This is a genomic window from Pseudomonas sp. 2957, assembly GCF_031456345.1.
Lineage (GTDB): Bacteria > Pseudomonadota > Gammaproteobacteria > Pseudomonadales > Pseudomonadaceae > Aquipseudomonas > Aquipseudomonas siliginis.
The window spans coordinates 435,774-454,542 of the sequence record NZ_JAVDUL010000002.1 but is presented as its reverse complement, the minus strand read 5'-3'; the positions used below and the strand labels follow the sequence as shown (position 1 = coordinate 454,542).

Here is an 18,769-nt window from a genome sequence, read left to right as displayed (position 1 = left end):
TGACGGTGGATTTTTCATTCCAGGTATTTGGAACGGTAGGACCTCTGAATGGCACCTTGTCCAGAACGCAGGTGCGTAGCATTTTGGGTGGTGATTTTGAGGAGTTTAAGAAAACGGCTGCCTCGTTGAATACGACGGATGCGTTTGTAAGATACGACTTACATGTCTTTTATGACCCTCGAGATGTTGTGAAAGGTGCGGAGTTTTTCGAAAGAAGCGGCGTCACCTGGATGGGGCACAAACTTGTGGGACAAAAATTGTCTCGCATACTGAGCCTGTTCCGCAGTAACGGCATTCAACCTGTCATTGACGATGACGGGTTTGACGTTAGCGAATTTGGTATGAGCTTTTATGTACCGGACATCGAGGACGGTGAGGACGCATTGATCAAATCCCTGTACATCAACCTGCGTACCGATAGGTAATCCTCCATTTTCATGGCTCTGAGGAAACTCCACTTCCACCGCACTCCGGAGGTTTTACAGTGATTACCGAAGACATAAAGATCATCCAAGAGATTTTTCAGGTGGTCGAAGCCGGCATCGTCCATGGCTATGACGCGTTCCGTTATGGCGTGGAGTTGGGGGAGGGCTACATCGAGACGGAGCTGTGCGTTGAGAAAGATGGCGTCGAGGACTGGAACGCTGAAACTGATATTAACGGGGCGATTATCCTTCGTTTGGTCGACCAGCTTCAGGAAAACGCAGTCAAGCGTGGCGAGCCATGGAAGTCATTCGTCCTCTCCTATCGAGAAGGCGAACAAGTCAAAACGAAATTCGCATATTGATTCCGGACTTTCAGATCAAAAGATCGCAGCCTTCGGCAGCTCCTACAGGGGATACGTACCCACTCTGTAGGAGCACCGAAGGCTGCGATCTTTCGCTTTTCACTTCGGATAAAGCGGCGGCAATCCACTCTCACTCACCGGATCCTGCACGCGCTCGGCGGCTGGAATCGTTCGAATCGCCCGCCACAAATCCTCACCCTGCCAATGCTGCCCGGTCTCGCTGTACAGCGCGCCGTTCAACCCGTCCAACGCGTCCGACAACGGCACAAACCGCGCGGCCATGTCTGCCAGCGTCTCCGGCTGCTGTCGCGCCCAGGCGTCCAGTGCCTGGCGGGTGGCGTGGGGGTCGTTGGCTTGGCTGGCGCGTTTGATGTCGTCGAGCAGGGTGCGTGGGCTCGGACCGGTCTGGGCGGCGCGGTGGATTGCCGGTTGCCAGCGGGCGCGCCACCAGAGGCCGAAGCCGAGCAGGGTGGTGCAGGCGAGGATCAGGGTGCTGAGTTTCCACCACCACAGGGTGTCGTTGTCGGGCGTGCTCGGTTGCAGGGTGCCGGCCGGGGTGTCGATTTGCAGGCTGGGGTTGTTCGCCACTTGCAGGGTGCGCGCGGGCAGGCTGCTGTGTTCGAGGTGGTCTTCGAAGGTGTTCCACCAGACCACGTCGACGGTTGGCAGGTCGATCGCGCCGCTGCGGCTTGGCACCAGGGCTTCGCGTTCTTCGCGGCTGCCGATGATGCCGCGGTCGCTGCTCTGGTTGCCCAGCACCGGTTGGTCGGGGTAGCGGCGCAGGCCGTTGACGTCGGTGGCGGGCAGGGCCGGCAGTTGCGAGCTGGCGAGGCCTTCGACTTTCAGGGTCAGGCTGCGGGTGAGGGAATCGCCGACCTGAGTGTGATCCGGTTCCGGGCTCCAGCTTTCGCTGAGGCTGAGGTTGCGCGCCGGCAGCCATGGTGCATCGACCGGGTAGGTCAGCGGTTTCGGTTTGACCGTCAGCGGAATCGACGCCGAGCTGACGCGCATCAGTTTGCCGGGTTTCGGCCCCGAGGCGTCTGCTGATGGTGCGGTATCGACCAGCGTGGCGCTGAACGTCTGCGGGGTGATCGTCAGCAGGCCGCTGTGTTGCGGATAGATCGCGTAGCGCATCTCGATCACGCCGTGGCGCAGACCGTTGATGTCTTTTTCGTAGGTGCGTGTGTCGCCAAGTTGTTCGATGCGCGCATCGGCGATTTGCAGCGGGCTCAGGCTGCTGTCGTCGTACAGCGAAACCGAGTGATAAATGCGCAAAGTCAGGATGGCCTGGGCCTGCACGTAGACGCTGGTCTGGTCGAGGCTGGCTTCGATGAACACCGGATCGAGGCTGTTGTTGTCTTCGCGGTTGTCGCTGGCGATCACCTGCACGGTGATCGGCTGGCTCTGTGCTTCGCCCAGTTGCAGCGGCGGAATCACTACGCTGCCGTTCTCTTTCGGCAGCAGGGTGATGATCCAGCGTGTGGTCGCGCGGTTGTCGCCGTTAAGGGTGTTGAGCTGGTTGACCTGGCGCGTGCCGCGCACTTCGAACAGCGCTTCCAGCGCCGACAGATCGGGCTTGCCGAACTGGGTGACGTCGTCAGTTTCGAGGGTGAGCTCGACCGTCTCGCCGGAGTTCAGGCGACTGCGATCCACGCTGGCGGTCAGCTCGGCCGCCTGAGCGGTGGCCGTGCAGATCAGCAGGGGCAGCAAGAGAGCGGCGAAGCGGGTCATCGATTGTTTTCCTGATCCTGATGTTGTTGCTGTTCGTACCAGAATTTGCGCCTGAGCAGTTCGCCCGGGTCGTCCGGGATCTTGCCCAGCCATTGTTCGAGCGCCTGACGCTGCTCGCCTTCGAGGTTGTTCTCGCTCGGGCGCAGGGTCGGCACCGTGTCGGTTTCCTCTTCCTCGTTGCTGCCGGGGATTTCATTGGGGCCTGGCAGCGGCGGGGCGGTCGGAGGCGGTTCGCTGGCCGACTCGGCTGGTTGCGCCTCGCTCTGGGTTTCACTGCTCACCGCCGGAGGGGGCGCGGTGGTGGGCGAAGGCTCATCGCCGGGCAGACTTTGTTCGTTGGGCTGGTTGTCCGGTTCGGGCGGCGGCGGAGCGTTTTTCTGCTTCAGCAGGTTTTCCACCAGCGCCTTGTTGGTCTGCGCCGGACGCAGATCCGGTTGCAGCTCGAGCGCCTGTTCGTAGGCATCGATCGCCGCTTCCAGCTCGCCGCTTTTCGCCAAAGCGTTGCCACGATTGTAGTGGGCGCGGGCATCGCTGCCCTCGGCAAAACGCTGAGCGGCGCCACTGTAGTCGCCGGCCTCGTACAACGCCACCCCTTGCCACTGATGATCATCGAAATGCTGCGCGGCTTCGGCCGGGCGCTTCTGCTTGAGCAGGTGCAAACCTTGCTGGTCGGGGCGCAGCCACAAGTCTTCGAAGTCGAAAGCGTAGCTCGGTTGCGGCAGGCACCACAGCAGCGGCAGGCAGAACAGCCAGCCACGGCGCCCGGCACACGCAGCCAGCAACAACAGCGGCAACAGCAGCCAATAGCCCTGATCGGCCCACGTATCGAGGCGCACGGTCTGGCCGTCGTCGCGCAGGCTGCGCGGGCCGTTGAGCAGGCCAAGGGCACCGAGATCGGCTTCGTCGAGTCGCGCCGGGTGATACTCGCCGCCGACGCTGTTGAGGAAAGTCGCCAGACCGGGGCTGTCGAGTTGCGGCACGCGGATCGCGCCTTGCTGGTCCTTGAGGAAACTGCCGTCTTCCTGGGCAATCGGCGCACCTTCGGCGGTGCCAATGCCGAGCATCAGCAGTTGCGTCGACTCGCCATTCAGAGCACGACGAATACCTCGCCGTTCCTCTTCGTTGAGCGAAGAACCGATCAGCAGAATCCGCCCCTGTCCCAGCGCACCTTGCTTGAGCAAGGCCAATGCTTTGCCCACGGCCAGATCGGCGCGGTGGCCGGCTTCCGGCATCAGCGACGGCTTCAGCGCGTCGAGCAGATTGCGGCTGGTCGCCAGATCATCCGACAGCGGCACCAGCGTGTGCGCGCTGCCGGCATAAACGACGATGGCGGTCTGCGCATCGCTGCGCGCCTGCAACAGGTCGAACAGCTTGCGCCGCGCCTGTTCCAGACGCGTCGGCGGCGAGTCGGTGGCGAGCATTTCCGGGGTCAGTTCGAGCACCACCACCAATGGATCGGCAGGCTTCTGGCTGGTCTGTTCGACGCGCTCCCAGCTCGGCCCGAGCAAGGCCAGAATGGTCAGCAACCACGCCACGCCTAGGGCGATCCACGGCAGTTTGCTCTGGCGCCCGCTGCCGCCACTGAGCAGCGCAGCGTGAAATGCCGGCGGCAGAATCATCTGCCAGCGACCGGCGCGTTTCTGTCTGTGCCAGAGTTGCCAGAGCAGCCAGCCGAGCAGCGGCAACAGCAGCAGCCACCAAGGGCGGAACCAGTGCGGCCAGAGCGCGATCATCGGCGCCTCCGCAGGCGCAAACGCTGCAAGCGCTCACGCCAGTCCGGCAGCGGACTTTGTAAATACAGTTGTTTGGTAAACAGGCGTAGCAGCGGATTGTCCGGCCACAGTTCGCGGACGACCAGCAACAGACTCAACCACAGCGCCAGCGCCAGCGGCCAGTGATACAAGGCTTGCGCCGGGCGTGCCTGAGTCGGTTGCTGAGTCACCGGTTCGAGCTGATCGAGGGTGTCCTTGATCGCTTGCAGCTCTTTGCCGTCATGGGCGCGGAAGTACTGGCCGCCGGTGATTTCGGCGATGGCCTTGAGCGCCGGCTCATCCAGATCGAGGCTCGGATTGACCCCGAGCAGGCCGGTCGAGCCGCTGTCCTCGGGATTGGCGCCGATGCCGATCGGATAGATTCTGACGCCTTCGCTGGCGGCCAGTTTTGCGGCGGTCAGCGGATTGATTTCGCCGCCGTTGTTGGCGCCGTCGGTGACCAGAATCAGCACGCGACTTTGCGCCGGGCGCAGGCGCAGGCGTTTCAGGGCCAGACCGATGGCATCGCCGATCGCGGTGTTTTTGCCAGCGATACCGATCCGCGCTTCGTCGAGCCAGATGCGAACGGTGCGCCGGTCAAAGGTCAGTGGTGCTTGCAGGTAGGCCTGACTGCCAAACAGGATCAAACCGACGCGGTCGCCGTCGCGGCTTTCAAGGAAATCGCCGAGCAAGTGCTGCACCAGCGACAGACGACTGACTTCTTCGTCCTGCCACTGCATGTCGGGAAAATCCATCGAACCGGACACGTCCACCGCCACCAGCAGATCACGGCCACTGGCGGCAATCGGCAGCGGTTCGCCGAGCCATTGCGGGCGCGCGGCGGCGATCAGCAAGATCAGCCACAGCAAGATAAACGGCGCCTGCTGCCGCCACGCCGGCAAGTTGGCGCGGGCGCGGCGGCGGGCGAGGCCTTCGAGGTCGGCGAGGAAACTGACTTTCAATGCCGGCTCGCCGCTGTCGGCCACCGGCAGGATCAGACGCATCAGCCACGGCAGCGGCAACAGCACAAAGATCCAAGGCCAGGCGAACTCAAACATGTTTGCGAATCCACGTGTCGACCGCTTGGGTCAGGCCGGCGATGGCTTTGTCGTCGAGTTTGCATTCCGGTTTGTACGCGCCTTCAACCAGCACCATCCAGCGCGTCAGGCCGGCAGCGGGGCAGCGGTTATCGAGGAAGGCCAGCCATTTGCGGCCGTTGAGGGTGTGGCTCTGGCTGTACGGATAGTGGTTGCGGCACAGGCGTTTGAGCAGGCCGTTGAGTTGTTGCAGCCAAGCGCCGGCTGGTGCACCGTCGTAGGGTTTGGGCATTTGCGCCAGTTCGGCGAGCGCGGCGATGCGTACCGGGTCCAGCGGCTGCTCGGCGCGCACCACCGGGCGTTTCTTGATCGGAATGAAACGGCGCAGCTTCCACACGGCAAAACCCAGCAGCGGCAACAGCAGAAGCAGCAGCCACCAGCCGGGCGCCGGCGGCCAGAAGGCGATCGGCGGCGGCGAGATCAGCGGTTGCAGTTGTTCGAGGCCGTTCATCGACCTTTCCCCGGACGCTGCGGGTTAAGGAACTCGCGCATCTGCTCGACCATTTCACTCTGCGTGCTCAACGGCATCAGCAACACCCGCAGCTTTTGCGCGAGCAATTCCCAACGGGCGATGCGCGCTTCGGCCTGGGCGCGGTAGGTCTGGCGCAGGTCGAAGTTCAGCGTGTCGATCTCCAGTTGCGCGCCACGTTCGGCGAAGCGCAGCAGGCCGGCGGCGGGCAGAGCGTGATCGAGTGGGTCGGACAGCGGCAACATCAGCAGATCACAATGCCGCGCCAGCAGACTCAATTGCTGCTCGGCGCTGTCGGACAACGCGCGTTCGTCGCAAATGACGATGGCCAGACTGCCCGGCCGCAGCACTTCCCGTGCGCGGCGCAGGGCCACGCCGAAGGCATCGCGATCCGGCTCGCGCTCGCTGTGCAGCGATTGATTGACCTTGACCAGCCGGTTGAGCAATTGCAGCAGGCTCTGCTTGCTCCGGCGAGGCTTGATTTCGTAGTGCTCGTTATCGCCGAACACCAATCCGCCGACGCGATCGTTGTGCCCCAACGCGGCCCAGCCGATCAACGCCGCGACCTGCGCCGCCAGCACCGACTTGAACATCAGCCCCGAACCGAAAAACAGCCGCGTGCTTTGCTCGACCATGATAAAAATCGGCCGCTCGCGTTCTTCATGGAACAGCTTGGTGTGCGGCTCCTGCGTGCGCGCGGTGACGCGCCAGTCGATGGTGCGCACGTCGTCACCGGCCTGATACACCCGCACCTGATCGAAGTCGACGCCCCGGCCACGGAATTTCGAATGATGCAGGCCGATCAGCGGGCTGCGCTGACTCGGCGTAGAAAACAGTTGCACCTCGCGCACGCGGTGACGCATCTCGATCAGCTCGGCGAGGCTGATGCGGATACCGGGTTCGGAGGGCAGGGCGGCGTTCATGGGGGTCAAGCGACGGCGACGACGTCGAGAATCCGCTGCACCACGCGATCCTGATCGATGCCAGCGGCTTCGGCTTCGAACGACAGAATGATGCGGTGGCGCAACACGTCGAACAGCACGGCCTGAATGTCTTCCGGGCTAACGAAGTCGCGACCGGCCAGCCAAGCGTGGGCGCGGGCGCAGCGATCGAGGGCAATCGAACCGCGCGGACTGGCACCGTAAGCGATCCATTCGGCCATTTCCGGATCGAACTTGGCCGGGTTGCGCGTGGCCATGACCAGTTGCACCAGGTATTCCTCCACGGCGTCGGCCATGTACAAACCGAGGATTTCCTTGCGCGCGGCGAAGATCGCCTGCTGGCTGACCCGACGCTCGGGCTTGGTCTCGCCGTTCAACGCCTCGCCACGCGCCTGTTGCAGGATGCGCCGTTCGACGGCGGCGTCAGGGAAGCCGATCTTGACGTGCATGAGGAAACGGTCGAGCTGAGCTTCCGGCAGCGGATAGGTGCCTTCCTGTTCGATCGGGTTCTGCGTGGCCATCACCAGAAACAGCGGCGACAGCTCATAGGTGCTGCGCCCGACGCTGACCTGACGCTCGGCCATCGCTTCGAGCAAGGCCGATTGCACCTTGGCCGGCGCGCGGTTGATTTCGTCGGCGAGCACCAGGTTGTGAAAGATCGGCCCTTGCTGGAACACGAAACTGCCGGTTTCCGGACGGTAGATTTCGGTGCCGGTGATGTCGGCCGGCAGCAGGTCGGGGGTGAACTGAATACGATGGAACTGGGCTTCGATGCCCTCGGCGAGTTCTTTGATCGCTTTGGTCTTGGCCAGACCGGGAGCGCCCTCGACCAGCATATGGCCGTCGGCGAGCAGGGCGATGAGCAAGCGCTCGATGAGTTTTTCCTGGCCGAGAATCTGCGTTGAAAGAAAGGTTCGCAGCGCCAGCAGCGCTTCACGATGTTCCATCGGTGACTGTTCCTGGAAAGGGGGTGGCCGGGGCGTTCGGATAACGCCGGGGCTGGGGGCGTTACTTTAATCCATCGTGGGGGGCGGCGACTAACGGCATTTGCGCGATTTGTCAGTATCGGCCCTCGTTTGCACTGCGTGGGGCCGTTTCTGGACGTTTTTGCGATTCAGGTCTGCGTGTGCAAGCTGTGCAATATGACCTTGATGGCGGGGCGCTCAAGCAGTTCGAACCATTTGCCTTCATCAACGATGGCGCCTTGCTGCATGACGAGCACGCGGTCAAAACGATGGAGATGTTCAACATCATGGGTGACACATATAAGGCCCTGTCCAGCGAATGTCTTGAATAGCAAATCCCACACTGGTGTAGCGAGTTTCGGTTCAATCGAAGCACTCGGCTCATCAAACAGATTGAATTTGCCCGGTCGATTCAGAAGTCGCAGCAACGAAAGCCGCTTCGCTTCACCTCCGGAGATATTCGTGGCGTTTTCAGCGATGTGACCTCGGCCAATGATTTCATCAAGCTGGAGGCATTGAATTGCCTCGTTCAATGTTTTCGACTGCTCAACACCGAAAAGTACGGACTGTTCAAAACTTCCTTCCAGGAACTGCGGAGACTGGGGGCTGTAACGCACCGTTTCCAGATGAACGCGAGCATTTAAGCGATCTATGCACAGCTCGTCGATGAACAGCCGGGGCCGCACCGAAAAATCCAGTCCTGCCAGCGCTTCGAGTAACGTCGATTTGCCAGCGCCGCTGGGCCCGATGATCGCAACGGATTGGCCCTGTCGGAAGCTGATCTGGCTGGCAATTGATAGCTGCGCAACACCGTTATGGGTGATCTCGCAGGGCTCGAGCCGTAATGTTGATAGGTTATGCAACGCATCAGAGTCATTGCGGCGATCGTTATCGAAGTCAGCAGTTGCAAGTAATTCTTTGAGTCGCCGTTGATCAGCCGAAAATTGATCCAGCACCCGATAGCCTTCGGTCAGCGCCGATACATTCAACAGGAACGTACCAGCAATAGAGGAAATGGCCACCAACTGACCGACGCTGATACTTGCTTGTCCGGACGTCTGATCCATGACTCCCCAAGCCAACAAACCGCCGGTGGACAGGCTGATAAACAAAATCTTCGCCGCGCTCAACAGTCCGCCCGAGCCTGCTACGGTCACCGCAGCATTGGCGTAGCGCTCAAACGCTCGGTTCAAGGGTTGCAGGGCCGTGCGTTCGGCGCGTTCCAGTTTTATCGATTTACCAGCCCTCAAAGTATTGACCAAGGTTGCACTCAGCTCATCCTCCTGGTCATTAACAGCATCGATGTGTTTTCTGCGCCATCGAATGATCCGGTGAGTTGCATAGAGATAACAGCCACCGAGGCCAGCTAGCGCGCAGAAAACCCAGGCTCCGCCCATATACCAGAATGCGCCGGCCACAATAAGAAATTCCAGGCACAGGGGAAAACCCGTAGTGACGAAGAACATCAGCAACTGTTCGTGGGCAGTGATTCCGCGCTCGACCGACTTGATGAAGTGTCCTACTCGCCACGTGCCAAACTGGGAAAAATCCTTGCCCATCAACCGCGCCATCCAATTGATGGAAGCATCCATGACAATTCGCTGGACGAGCTTTGAGAGCAGCAGCGTTTGCAGGGGGGTGGTCATCGACTGAATGCAACCGGCCAGCGTAAAAGCTGCGGTGAAAAAAAGCAGCGTACGCAGCGTTGTGTGATCGGCATCGTTTAGTGAATCGACGATCTTGCCCAATAACAAAGGAGGGGCCAGGGCCAGGATTTTCAGGGTGATGGTCGCGCCTATTGTCATCACCAGCAGGAGTCGATGTTTCTCGCAGGCTGTTCTTATAAATGTCTGCATGAGTATGGGCCTGTGGTCGTTTTGGATCACGCCGTTGGCGTGCTCCTGGTGCCGAGCAAAATGTGCTGAGGAGCTACGGGTTGGCCATTTCTGATTATGTTGAATCGGTCGAGACCCGGGATATAAGTCTGGGTAACTACGTTGGTCCCCGGGTACTCCATGACTGTTCTGAAGAATAGGACTTTGTTCATACCGCTCAGGTTTTTTCGGAGCAAGGCAAGTTGTTCAGGAACAGAGAGTGCAAGCAGGCTTTTTGGCGGCGCCAGGGTATTGAGTTTCAAGTTTTTAACGGGTGCAAAGTCTATCAGCTGTTTCAGTTTCTCGGATTGACAAAGCACATCAAGTACCTTTCGGTCCGCGATTTCATCGTTGGCGTCGTATAAGGCGTTTGATTGGAATTGCTCCGTTACCGCTCTTTGGATGGCGATAAATATGTCCAAAGAACAGCCGGAGCCGATTGCGGATATATGTCGGTCGCCGGGGCCGGTTCGTGGGAATGCAACCGCCAGATAAACTTCTGACTCGTCTTTGATAATGATGATCTGCAAAGCTTCGGCAGCCCGTAGCGCGTATGAGTTGTTGAACAGGGCTTGCGCAAGCAGGGGCGCCGACGGTGAGTAGAGATCTATCGCAGGTATCAGTCTGCAGACGGCCATGAAAAACCGGGACAACAGGTGTCGCTCAATCAGTTCCAGGGTACCGTGCAGCAGTGCTTCTGATTTCGTGCAGCCGAAAGCAGTTCCTGAGTTAGAGGCGTAGCGATTTAAAAAGCGCGTCGGTTGACTCGTTGTTTTACGTTCATCTTTGACCGGATACAGCAGGGCGCATGGCACAAAAAGCCCGGCGCAGCCGTCGAGTGCTGCAAGCTGCAGACACTGTAGAGGCTCGATGTTTTTTCGCAGACTTGTGAAAATGCCGTCCGACTCGACCCCGTTCTGCGAAGCGATGTCACTGCAACCAAGCGTTGTGCAAAATGGCGGCTCGGCGTGAAACATCGCGTAGTGCTCAAGGCTTTCAGCAAGTGCACCTACAAGCGCGTCGGGACCTTTGCCTGCGCCTGATTCAATCAGCGTGTCGTATTCGTTATAGAGTTCGGCAGTAGCGACCAGATTACCGTCATCGACATAGCGCACTCGCGCTTTCAAACCCAGTGTCTGGATAACATTGTTTATTCGGACAAACGCTTCGCTGGATGAAATCTCACGCTCTGACATGGTGAGCCTCGTAGGCTTGAATGCCGAAAGATCGACTTTCGGCATTTTCAGGATTGGCTGATCGGGAGGCCGAGTCAGCGGGTCAGTGAGGCGAAGAAGTCCAGTTCCGTCGCCAGGAAACCTTCAAAGTGGCCCGAGCCATAAGGCAAATCCTCGAAGGTGTTTATTTCAGAACGTTTTCTACCCATTACATATGACTCCATTGAATATCACGTTGTCGGCACTTTTTTGTGCGCCGAGCTTGCATGTTTTTTTGCAAGCGCAACGAGTAATAACAAGGGAGGGGTGGGCCCGCAATCAGACGGCTTCCGATGATTGCGTAGGGCACTTCTTGAGGAGTAGTAGGATCGAGCTTCGTGCTGTTAAACACAGCGGCGTTCTATGCGGAAAATTAGCGCGAATTATGGTTTTCAGGTGTTTAGAGCTTGTAGAGGTATCGATCAGCGTGGAATTAATGACGATGGCATAAGGGGCGATCAAATGCCGTCGTCATTTATCTTGTCATGCGAGCCGACCTGGTTATTCCAGATTAATTACAAAAGTTCCTGTCCCATCGAGAATATTCTTCAAGGTCTCAACAACCTCTTCCATATCCACCATATCCGGGTTGAAAGCGATCTCCAGCACATCATCCCCATTCAACGCATCGGCATCCGCCGCAGCAATCTCGATCTTCAGCAGTTCCGACGTCAGCGTGACCTTCACGCCGTCAAGCGTCGACGGCTCGCCATCCAGGGTGATCTCCAGCTCATCCTCATCCGGATAACGACTCATCAGGAACATCTCGCCCTTGTCGCTGTGGCAGCAGAGCATGGCCATGTTGTCTTCTTCGTCGTCGCACGGGTTGACGATCAGTAGGGCGGTGGTCATTTGCATGGGTGAAATCCTGGGCAGTGGCGGCGGTGAATCTGTTCGAAGGCGCGATTTTGCCAGTCTCTGCTCGTTCGCGCTGCCTGCATCGGCAAAAAGTCGCAAAGCAGGACATTTCCGTCGCCCGGTTCCGAGTAGCGAGAAGGGAAAATCCGACGCCAGCGTAAGGCAATTACCGGATGCGCAAAATCCACCCGAAATTGCGATTTTTCGCTTGTGATCGCCACCGTTTTGCCGTTAGTTTCGCCGCTCTTGCGCAACGGAGTGCGTTACCAAAACCCCGAAAAAGGACCTTTGCCATGACTCAATATTTCGAACGCGCCGAAGAAATTCGCCACCTGTCTGACGAACAGATCGAGGAGATCTACAAGCGCTATCTGGAAGGTGAGAAAACTTCGCAGCTGATGGCGCAATTCCAGATTCCTTCCACGGTGCGCAGTCTGCTAAAAGTTCTGCCACCGATCGTCAGCACAGACCTCACCTGTCCTTACTGTGAACTGCCGATGTGGATGCGCCGCTACGCCAGGGGAACTCCGCTTTCGTTGCGCAGTGCATTCAAATGCGTCCGCTGTGAGCACCAGCACAGTGTCCCCGGCGCCAATGGCCGCCACGCAGCGTGCAACTGCACAGAATGTTTCAAGGTTCGCCAGCAGCAACTGGCCGCCCGGGCAGCGCGGGACCGTCTGGAGTTGCAGGCCAGATATGGCGCGCAACTCCCTGCAGTGCCTTACGCCAATCTGGGCTTTGTGCAGAAGTTGACGTTGCTTGCCTTGCTCGATGATGGCTACGGCGCAAACGTTGAATGGATTGCGCCGTTGAACGCGCCATCCCGAGAGGAGCTGCTCGCCCTGACCTTCGAGGCGCGGGAAGAGTTGCTCAAAGACCTGCACGAAGCCGGGATGCTGGCGGTTTCCACCGAATCCGATATCAACGCCTTCGATCGCAGCGAGGGTTGCAGTATTCGCGAGTACAGCGCCGTGCGCTGGCTGCCCAACGTCACGCTGGATGGCGCGGCGCGCAGTAACCGAGAGAATCTGTATCTGGCGCTGTATCAGGAATTGTCGGGCAGCGTAAAGGCTGCCTGGAAGAGCGAAATCTATTCGCTGGTCTTCAGTCTCGCCCGCGAAGAGTCGCTTCAATACATTCGTGTGCTGGCCAGTGAGGTGGATTTCGCCTTCACGGCCGAAGCCCGTGCCGATGAGGTGGTCGGGCAGTTGTTGCAGGACTTCTCGGTGAGTCAGTTGTATTACTTCGCCCGCTTGGCGGTACGAAACGCCGCGCACTTTTATGCCACCGGCAATTCCAAAGGGCGCAGTCACGCCTCCAACACCATTCCGCGCAACATGCTGGGCACGGCGCAGGACGCGCTCGTCCGTAACTGGCGCAAGAACGGCCATCGTGATGCGCGGGTGCCGCAGACAGCCTTGCAGCGACTGCTTTACGACGTAGTGCTGAAGGACAGCGGCGCCGGATTCTCAAAGTCGCCGGGCATGTACTGGCGCGACGAACTGGTTCCGCAATTCTTCAGCGCCGTAGCGTTCGACAGCGACTTGCTGGGCAATCTGCGCCTGTTCTGCCGCGAATGCGATTCGAGCAACATTGACGCCAGCATGGACAAGCAGATCCTGCAGACGATGTGCTACGACTGCGCCACGGTGAGCAAATTCAGAGCCTTTGAGGAACTGCCGGACTGATCCGCGTCAACCGCCAGCGCTGAACCGGATGCCACGCTCAGGGTCGATAACAGGGCCTTGGGCGTTTTCGTTTCCGGATATGTAACGTTCCCAAGGATTGTCCTGGCACGAAAGTCCCGTGAAACCGGGGTATCGAGCCTGCATTTCAGCTCACGCCTGCTAGTGTTGATGCAGGCCAAACCCTGCATTTACGTGCCAATGACCGAATATGTCGCAGCACCGCAAGCAGACACATTGTCGCACCCATTAAGCTGCGCAACGGATGAGCACCCGTAAAGGCATTGTCGGCAGTGCTGGCAGTCGCTTTTGCAGATGCTCATTCATGGAAGGTGAATGTGACCTGAGTGTCCCGTCCAGCTTCACCCACCTGTCTCCCTGTTTCCTCTGCCCGAGAATCAGGAACAGGGCGACACCAGCCCCGAAAGGGGTGTTGCACGCGACGCTTTCCATCAATAACAAGCTTAAGCGGAGTACCACAGATGGCGTTCTTCACCGCAGCCAGCAAAGCCGACTTCCAGCACCAACTGCAAGCGGCACTGGCGCAGCACATCAGTGAACAGGCACTGCCACAAGTGGCGCTGTTCGCTGAACAATTCTTCGGCATCATTTCCCTGGACGAGCTGACTCAACGTCGCCTCTCCGACCTCGCTGGCTGTACTCTCTCTGCGTGGCGCCTGCTTGAGCGCTTCGATCACGCGCAACCGCAAGTGCGTGTCTACAACCCCGATTACGAACGTCACGGCTGGCAGTCGACCCACACCGCGGTCGAAGTGCTGCACCACGACCTGCCATTTCTGGTCGACTCGGTGCGTACCGAGCTGAACCGTCGCGGCTACAGCATTCATACCCTGCAGACCACCGTGCTCAGCGTGCGTCGTGGCAGCAAGGGCGAATTGCTGGAAATCCTGCCAAAAGGCAGCACCGGCGAAGGCGTGCTGCACGAATCGCTGATGTACCTGGAAATCGACCGTTGCGCCAACGCGGCCGAGCTGAACGTGCTGAGCAAAGAGCTTGAGCAGGTGCTCGGTGAAGTGCGCGTCGCCGTTGCTGACTTCGAGCCGATGAAAGCCAAGGTGCAGGACATCCTCACCCAGCTCGACAACAGCGCCTATCCGGTCGATGCCGACGAAAAGAACGAAATCAAGAGCTTCCTGGAATGGCTGGTGGGCAACCACTTCACCTTCCTCGGCTACGAAGAGTTCGTGGTTACCGATCAAGCCGATGGCGGCCACATCGAGTACGACCGGAACTCCTTCCTCGGCCTGACGAAACTGCTGCGCACCGGCCTGACCTACGAAGACCTGCGCATCGAAGACTACGCCGTGTCCTATCTGCGCGAACCGACCCTGCTGTCGTTCGCCAAGGCTGCGCACCCGAGCCGTGTGCACCGTCCGGCTTACCCGGATTACGTGTCGATCCGTGAAATCGACGCCGACGGCAAAGTCATCAAGGAACACCGCTTCATGGGCCTGTACACCTCGTCGGTGTACGGCGAGAGCGTGCGGGTCATCCCGTTCATCCGCCGCAAGGTCGAAGAAATCGAGCGCCGCTCCGGCTTCCAGTCCAAGGCTCACCTGGGCAAGGAACTGGCACAGGTCCTCGAAGTGCTACCGCGTGACGACCTGTTCCAGACCCCGGTCGACGAACTGTTCACCACCGTGATGTCGATCGTGCAGATCCAGGAACGCAACAAGATCCGCGTGTTCCTGCGCAAAGACCCGTACGGTCGCTTCTGCTACTGCCTGGCCTACGTGCCGCGCGACATCTATTCCACCGAAGTGCGCCAGAAGATCCAGCAAGTGCTGATGGAGCGCCTGAAGGCGTCCGATTGCGAATTCTGGACCTTCTTCTCGGAATCCGTGCTGGCCCGTGTGCAGCTGATCCTGCGCGTCGATCCGAAGAACCGTCTCGACATCGACCCGCTGCTGCTGGAAAAAGAAGTGGTTCAGGCCTGCCGCAGCTGGCAGGACGATTACGCCGCACTGACCGTCGAAAGCTTCGGCGAAGCCCACGGCACCAACGTGCTGGCCGACTTCCCGAAAGGCTTCCCGGCCGGTTACCGCGAGCGTTTTGCCGCGCATTCGGCCGTGGTCGACATGCAGCACCTGCTGAGCCTCAACGAAAAAAATCCGCTGGTGATGAGCTTCTATCAGCCGCTCGGTCAGGTCTCCGGCCAGCGCGAGCTGCATTGCAAGCTGTATCACGCCGACACGCCGCTGGCGCTGTCCGACGTCCTGCCGATTCTGGAAAACCTCGGCCTGCGCGTACTGGGTGAATTCCCGTATCGCCTGCGCCACACCAACGGCCGCGAATTCTGGATTCACGATTTCGCCTTCACCGCCGCTGAAGGTCTGGACCTCGACATCCAGCAACTCAACGACACGCTGCAGGACGCGTTCGTGCACATCGTGCGCGGCGATGCCGAGAACGATGCGTTCAACCGTCTGGTGCTGACCGCCGGTCTGCCATGGCGCGACGTGGCGCTGCTGCGTGCTTACGCCCGTTACCTGAAGCAGATTCGTCTGGGCTTCGACCTGGGTTACATCGCCAGCACCCTGAACAACCACACCGACATCGCTCGCGAGCTGACCCGGTTGTTCAAGACCCGTTTCTACCTGGCACGCAAGCTCGGCAGCGACGATCTGGAAGACAAGCAACTGCGTCTGGAACAAGCGATTCTGACTGCACTGGACGATGTTCAGGTGCTCAACGAAGACCGCATCCTGCGTCGTTACCTTGACCTGATCAAAGCCACCCTGCGCACCAACTTCTATCAGACTGACGCCAACGGCCAGAACAAGTCGTACTTCAGCTTCAAGTTCAACCCGCATGCGATCCCTGAGCTGCCCAAGCCAGTGCCGAAGTTTGAAATCTTCGTCTACTCGCCACGCGTCGAAGGCGTGCACCTGCGCTTCGGCAACGTTGCTCGTGGTGGCCTGCGCTGGTCCGACCGTGAAGAAGACTTCCGTACCGAAGTGCTCGGCCTGGTAAAAGCCCAGCAAGTGAAGAACTCGGTCATCGTGCCGGTGGGTGCGAAGGGCGGCTTCCTGCCGCGTCGTCTGCCACTGGGCGGCAGCCGTGACGAAATCGCGGCCGAGGGCATCGCCTGCTACCGCATCTTCATTTCCGGCCTGTTGGACATCACCGACAACCTGAAGGACGGCGCCCTGGTGCCGCCGGTCAACGTCGTGCGTCATGACGATGATGACCCGTACCTGGTGGTCGCGGCGGATAAGGGCACTGCAACCTTCTCCGACATCGCCAACGGCATCGCCATCGACTACGGCTTCTGGCTGGGTGACGCGTTCGCCTCCGGTGGTTCGGCCGGTTACGACCACAAGAAAATGGGCATCACCGCCAAGGGCGCGTGGGTCGGCGTACAGCGCCACTTCCGCGAACGCGGCATCAATGTTCAGGAAGACAGCATCACCGTGGTTGGTGTCGGCGACATGGCCGGCGACGTGTTCGGTAACGGCCTGTTGATGTCCGACAAGCTGCAACTGGTCGCTGCGTTCAACCACATGCACATCTTCATCGACCCGAACCCGAACCCGGCGACCAGTTTCGTCGAGCGTCAGCGTCTGTTCGACCTGCCGCGTTCGGCCTGGACCGACTACGACACCAGCATCATGTCCGAAGGTGGCGGTATCTTCTCGCGCAGCGCGAAGAGCATCGCGATCTCGCCGCAGATGAAAGAACGCTTCGACATCCAGGCTGACAAGCTGACCCCGACCGAACTGCTCAACGCCTTGCTCAAGGCGCCGGTGGATCTGTTGTGGAACGGCGGCATCGGCACCTACGTCAAGGCCAGCACCGAAAGCCACGCCGATGTCGGCGACAAGGCCAACGATGCGCTGCGCGTCAACGGTAACGAGCTGCGCTGCAAAGTCGTGGGCGAGGGCGGTAACCTCGGCATGACCCAACTGGGTCGTGTGGAATTCGGCTTGAATGGCGGCGGTTCCAACACCGACTTCATCGACAACGCCGGTGGCGTGGACTGCTCCGACCACGAAGTGAACATCAAGATCCTGCTGAACGAAGTGGTTCAGGCCGGTGACATGACCGACAAGCAACGCAACCAGTTGCTCGCGAGCATGACCGACGAAGTCGGCAATCTGGTGTTGGGCAACAACTACAAGCAGACTCAGGCCCTGTCCCTGGCGGCGCGCCGTGCCTACGCGCGCATCGCTGAGTACAAGCGTCTGATGAGCGATCTGGAAGGCCGTGGCAAGCTGGACCGTGCCATCGAGTTCCTGCCGACCGAAGAGCAACTGACCGAGCGCGTCGCTGAGGGCCACGGCCTGACCCGTCCTGAGCTGTCGGTGCTGATTTCCTACAGCAAGATCGACCTGAAAGAGCAGCTGCTGGGCTCGCTGGTGCCGGACGACGACTACCTGACCCGCGACATGGAAACGGCGTTCCCGCCGACCCTGGTCAGCAAGTTCTCCGAAGCCATGCGTCGCCACCGTCTGAAGCGCGAGATCGTCAGCACCCAGATCGCCAACGATCTGGTCAACCACATGGGCATCACTTTCGTGCAGCGACTCAAAGAGTCGACCGGCATGAGCCCGGCAAACGTGGCTGGCGCTTATGTGATCGTGCGCGACATCTTCCACCTCCCGCACTGGTTCCGTCAGATCGAAGCGCTGGACTACCAGGTTTCCGCTGACGTGCAGCTGGAGCTGATGGACGAGCTGATGCGTCTGGGCCGTCGCGCCACGCGCTGGTTCCTGCGTGCCCGCCGCAACGAGCAGAACGCTGCCCGTGACGTCGCGCATTTCGGTCCGCACCTGAAAGAACTGGGTCTGAAACTCGACGAACTGCTCAGCGGCGAGATCCGCGAGAACTGGCAGTCGCGCTATCAGGCGTACGTCGAAGCCGGTGTACCGGAATTGCTGGCGCGTATGGTTGCGGGTACTTCGCACCTGTACACGCTGCTGCCGATCATCGAAGCCGCCGACGTCACCGGGCAGAACCCGGCCGAAGTGGCCAAGGCCTACTTCGCCGTCGGCTCTGCGCTGGACATCACCTGGTACCTGCAACAGATCAGCGCGCTGCCGGTGGAAAACAACTGGCAGGCTCTGGCCCGTGAAGCGTTCCGTGATGACGTCGACTGGCAGCAACGGGCGATCACCATCTCCGTCCTGCAACAGGGCGACGGCTCCCAGGACGTTGAAGCACGCCTGGCGCTGTGGATGGCCCAGCACGAAAGCATGATCGAACGCTGGCGCGCCATGCTGGTGGAAATCCGTGCTGCGAGCGGTACGGACTACGCCATGTACGCGGTGGCCAACCGTGAGCTGCTGGATCTGGCGTTGAGTGGGCAAGCGATCGTGCCTGCGATCACTGCGAATGCCGAGCTTGAACTGGCGTAAGTAGTGGCTGAATGAAGAA

The 18,769-nt window shown here is 59.7% G+C and carries 14 protein-coding genes; 5 read left to right on the top strand and 9 right to left on the bottom strand.

Features of this window, described 5'->3' with window-relative positions; all coding sequences use genetic code 11:
* Positions 1-5: 5 nt before the first annotated feature.
* Both J2Y39_RS07600 and J2Y39_RS07595 read left to right on the top strand, forming a co-directional pair.
* Positions 6-425, top strand: coding sequence for a hypothetical protein (locus tag J2Y39_RS07600; RefSeq protein WP_143497886.1), 420 nt, complete (start codon positions 6-8; stop codon positions 423-425).
* Positions 426-484: 59 nt separating this feature from the next.
* Positions 485-787, top strand: coding sequence for a hypothetical protein (locus tag J2Y39_RS07595; protein ID WP_110645657.1), 303 nt, complete (start codon positions 485-487; stop codon positions 785-787).
* 99 nt (positions 788-886) lie between these two features.
* Here J2Y39_RS07595 and J2Y39_RS07590 read toward each other — a convergent pair whose 3' ends face one another.
* From J2Y39_RS07590 to J2Y39_RS07550, 9 genes are all read right to left on the bottom strand, one after another.
* Positions 887-2,518 (bottom strand): BatD family protein, encoded by a 1,632-nt coding sequence (locus J2Y39_RS07590; RefSeq protein WP_310216403.1) that lies wholly within the window; start codon positions 2,516-2,518, stop codon positions 887-889.
* Positions 2,515-4,251, bottom strand: coding sequence for a VWA domain-containing protein (locus tag J2Y39_RS07585; protein WP_073471111.1), 1,737 nt, complete (start codon positions 4,249-4,251; stop codon positions 2,515-2,517). Before J2Y39_RS07585 ends, J2Y39_RS07590 begins: the two co-directional genes overlap by 4 nt.
* Entirely contained in the window at positions 4,248-5,327 is a 1,080-nt protein-coding gene (locus tag J2Y39_RS07580; RefSeq protein WP_310216400.1) for a VWA domain-containing protein, read from the bottom strand. Before J2Y39_RS07580 ends, J2Y39_RS07585 begins: the two co-directional genes overlap by 4 nt.
* The gene (locus tag J2Y39_RS07575) at positions 5,320-5,817 is read right to left on the bottom strand and encodes a DUF4381 domain-containing protein (RefSeq protein WP_065616204.1); all 498 of its coding nucleotides are present in this window, start codon (positions 5,815-5,817) and stop codon (positions 5,320-5,322) included. Before J2Y39_RS07575 ends, J2Y39_RS07580 begins: the two co-directional genes overlap by 8 nt.
* A complete protein-coding gene (locus tag J2Y39_RS07570; protein ID WP_016774988.1) occupies positions 5,814-6,758 on the bottom strand; it encodes a DUF58 domain-containing protein in 945 nt (314 codons plus the stop codon). Before J2Y39_RS07570 ends, J2Y39_RS07575 begins: the two co-directional genes overlap by 4 nt.
* Positions 6,759-6,763: 5 nt before the next feature.
* Positions 6,764-7,723, bottom strand: coding sequence for a MoxR family ATPase (locus tag J2Y39_RS07565; RefSeq protein ID WP_007913915.1), 960 nt, complete (start codon positions 7,721-7,723; stop codon positions 6,764-6,766).
* 167 nt (positions 7,724-7,890) lie between these two features.
* Positions 7,891-9,597, bottom strand: a complete 1,707-nt coding sequence (locus J2Y39_RS07560; RefSeq protein ID WP_252878334.1) for an ATP-binding cassette domain-containing protein — start codon at positions 9,595-9,597, stop codon at positions 7,891-7,893.
* Between the two features lie 26 nt (positions 9,598-9,623).
* Positions 9,624-10,811, bottom strand: a complete 1,188-nt coding sequence (locus J2Y39_RS07555) for a YcaO-like family protein (protein WP_082530321.1) — start codon at positions 10,809-10,811, stop codon at positions 9,624-9,626.
* Positions 10,812-11,330: 519 nt separating this feature from the next.
* Positions 11,331-11,687 carry a hypothetical protein gene (locus J2Y39_RS07550; RefSeq protein ID WP_056789468.1) on the bottom strand — a complete coding sequence of 119 codons (357 nt, stop codon included), beginning with the start codon at positions 11,685-11,687 and terminating at the stop codon, positions 11,331-11,333.
* On the opposite strand from J2Y39_RS07550, the gene J2Y39_RS07545 reads away from it, so the two are divergent.
* From J2Y39_RS07545 to J2Y39_RS07535, 3 genes are all read left to right on the top strand, one after another.
* Entirely contained in the window at positions 11,686-11,901 is a 216-nt protein-coding gene (locus tag J2Y39_RS07545) for a hypothetical protein (protein WP_252876435.1), read from the top strand. The two genes, J2Y39_RS07550 and J2Y39_RS07545, sit on opposite strands and share 2 nt — an antisense overlap.
* A gap of 79 nt (positions 11,902-11,980) precedes the next feature.
* Positions 11,981-13,375 (top strand): hypothetical protein, encoded by a 1,395-nt coding sequence (locus J2Y39_RS07540; protein WP_310216394.1) that lies wholly within the window; start codon positions 11,981-11,983, stop codon positions 13,373-13,375.
* Positions 13,376-13,854: 479 nt separating this feature from the next.
* On the top strand, positions 13,855-18,750 hold the full coding sequence (locus J2Y39_RS07535) for an NAD-glutamate dehydrogenase (RefSeq protein ID WP_095180183.1): 4,896 nt from the start codon (positions 13,855-13,857) through the stop codon (positions 18,748-18,750).
* Positions 18,751-18,769 lie beyond the last annotated feature (19 nt).

Bases quoted from the DNA above. Each gene is read 5' to 3' on its own strand.
- J2Y39_RS07545 (WP_252876435.1), top strand. From the start codon at position 11,686: ATGGGTGAAATCCTGGGCAGTGGCGGCGGTGAATCTGTTCGAAGGCGC.
- J2Y39_RS07590 (WP_310216403.1), bottom strand. From the start codon at position 2,518: ATGACCCGCTTCGCCGCTCTCTTGCTGCCCCTGCTGATCTGCACGGCC.
- J2Y39_RS07540 (WP_310216394.1), top strand. From the start codon at position 11,981: ATGACTCAATATTTCGAACGCGCCGAAGAAATTCGCCACCTGTCTGAC.
- J2Y39_RS07550 (WP_056789468.1), bottom strand. From the start codon at position 11,687: ATGCAAATGACCACCGCCCTACTGATCGTCAACCCGTGCGACGACGAA.
- J2Y39_RS07570 (WP_016774988.1), bottom strand. From the start codon at position 6,758: ATGAACGCCGCCCTGCCCTCCGAACCCGGTATCCGCATCAGCCTCGCC.
- J2Y39_RS07565 (WP_007913915.1), bottom strand. From the start codon at position 7,723: ATGGAACATCGTGAAGCGCTGCTGGCGCTGCGAACCTTTCTTTCAACG.
- J2Y39_RS07560 (WP_252878334.1), bottom strand. From the start codon at position 9,597: ATGCAGACATTTATAAGAACAGCCTGCGAGAAACATCGACTCCTGCTG.
- J2Y39_RS07555 (WP_082530321.1), bottom strand. From the start codon at position 10,811: ATGTCAGAGCGTGAGATTTCATCCAGCGAAGCGTTTGTCCGAATAAAC.
- J2Y39_RS07585 (WP_073471111.1), bottom strand. From the start codon at position 4,251: ATGATCGCGCTCTGGCCGCACTGGTTCCGCCCTTGGTGGCTGCTGCTG.
- J2Y39_RS07535 (WP_095180183.1), top strand. From the start codon at position 13,855: ATGGCGTTCTTCACCGCAGCCAGCAAAGCCGACTTCCAGCACCAACTG.
- J2Y39_RS07580 (WP_310216400.1), bottom strand. From the start codon at position 5,327: ATGTTTGAGTTCGCCTGGCCTTGGATCTTTGTGCTGTTGCCGCTGCCG.
- J2Y39_RS07575 (WP_065616204.1), bottom strand. From the start codon at position 5,817: ATGAACGGCCTCGAACAACTGCAACCGCTGATCTCGCCGCCGCCGATC.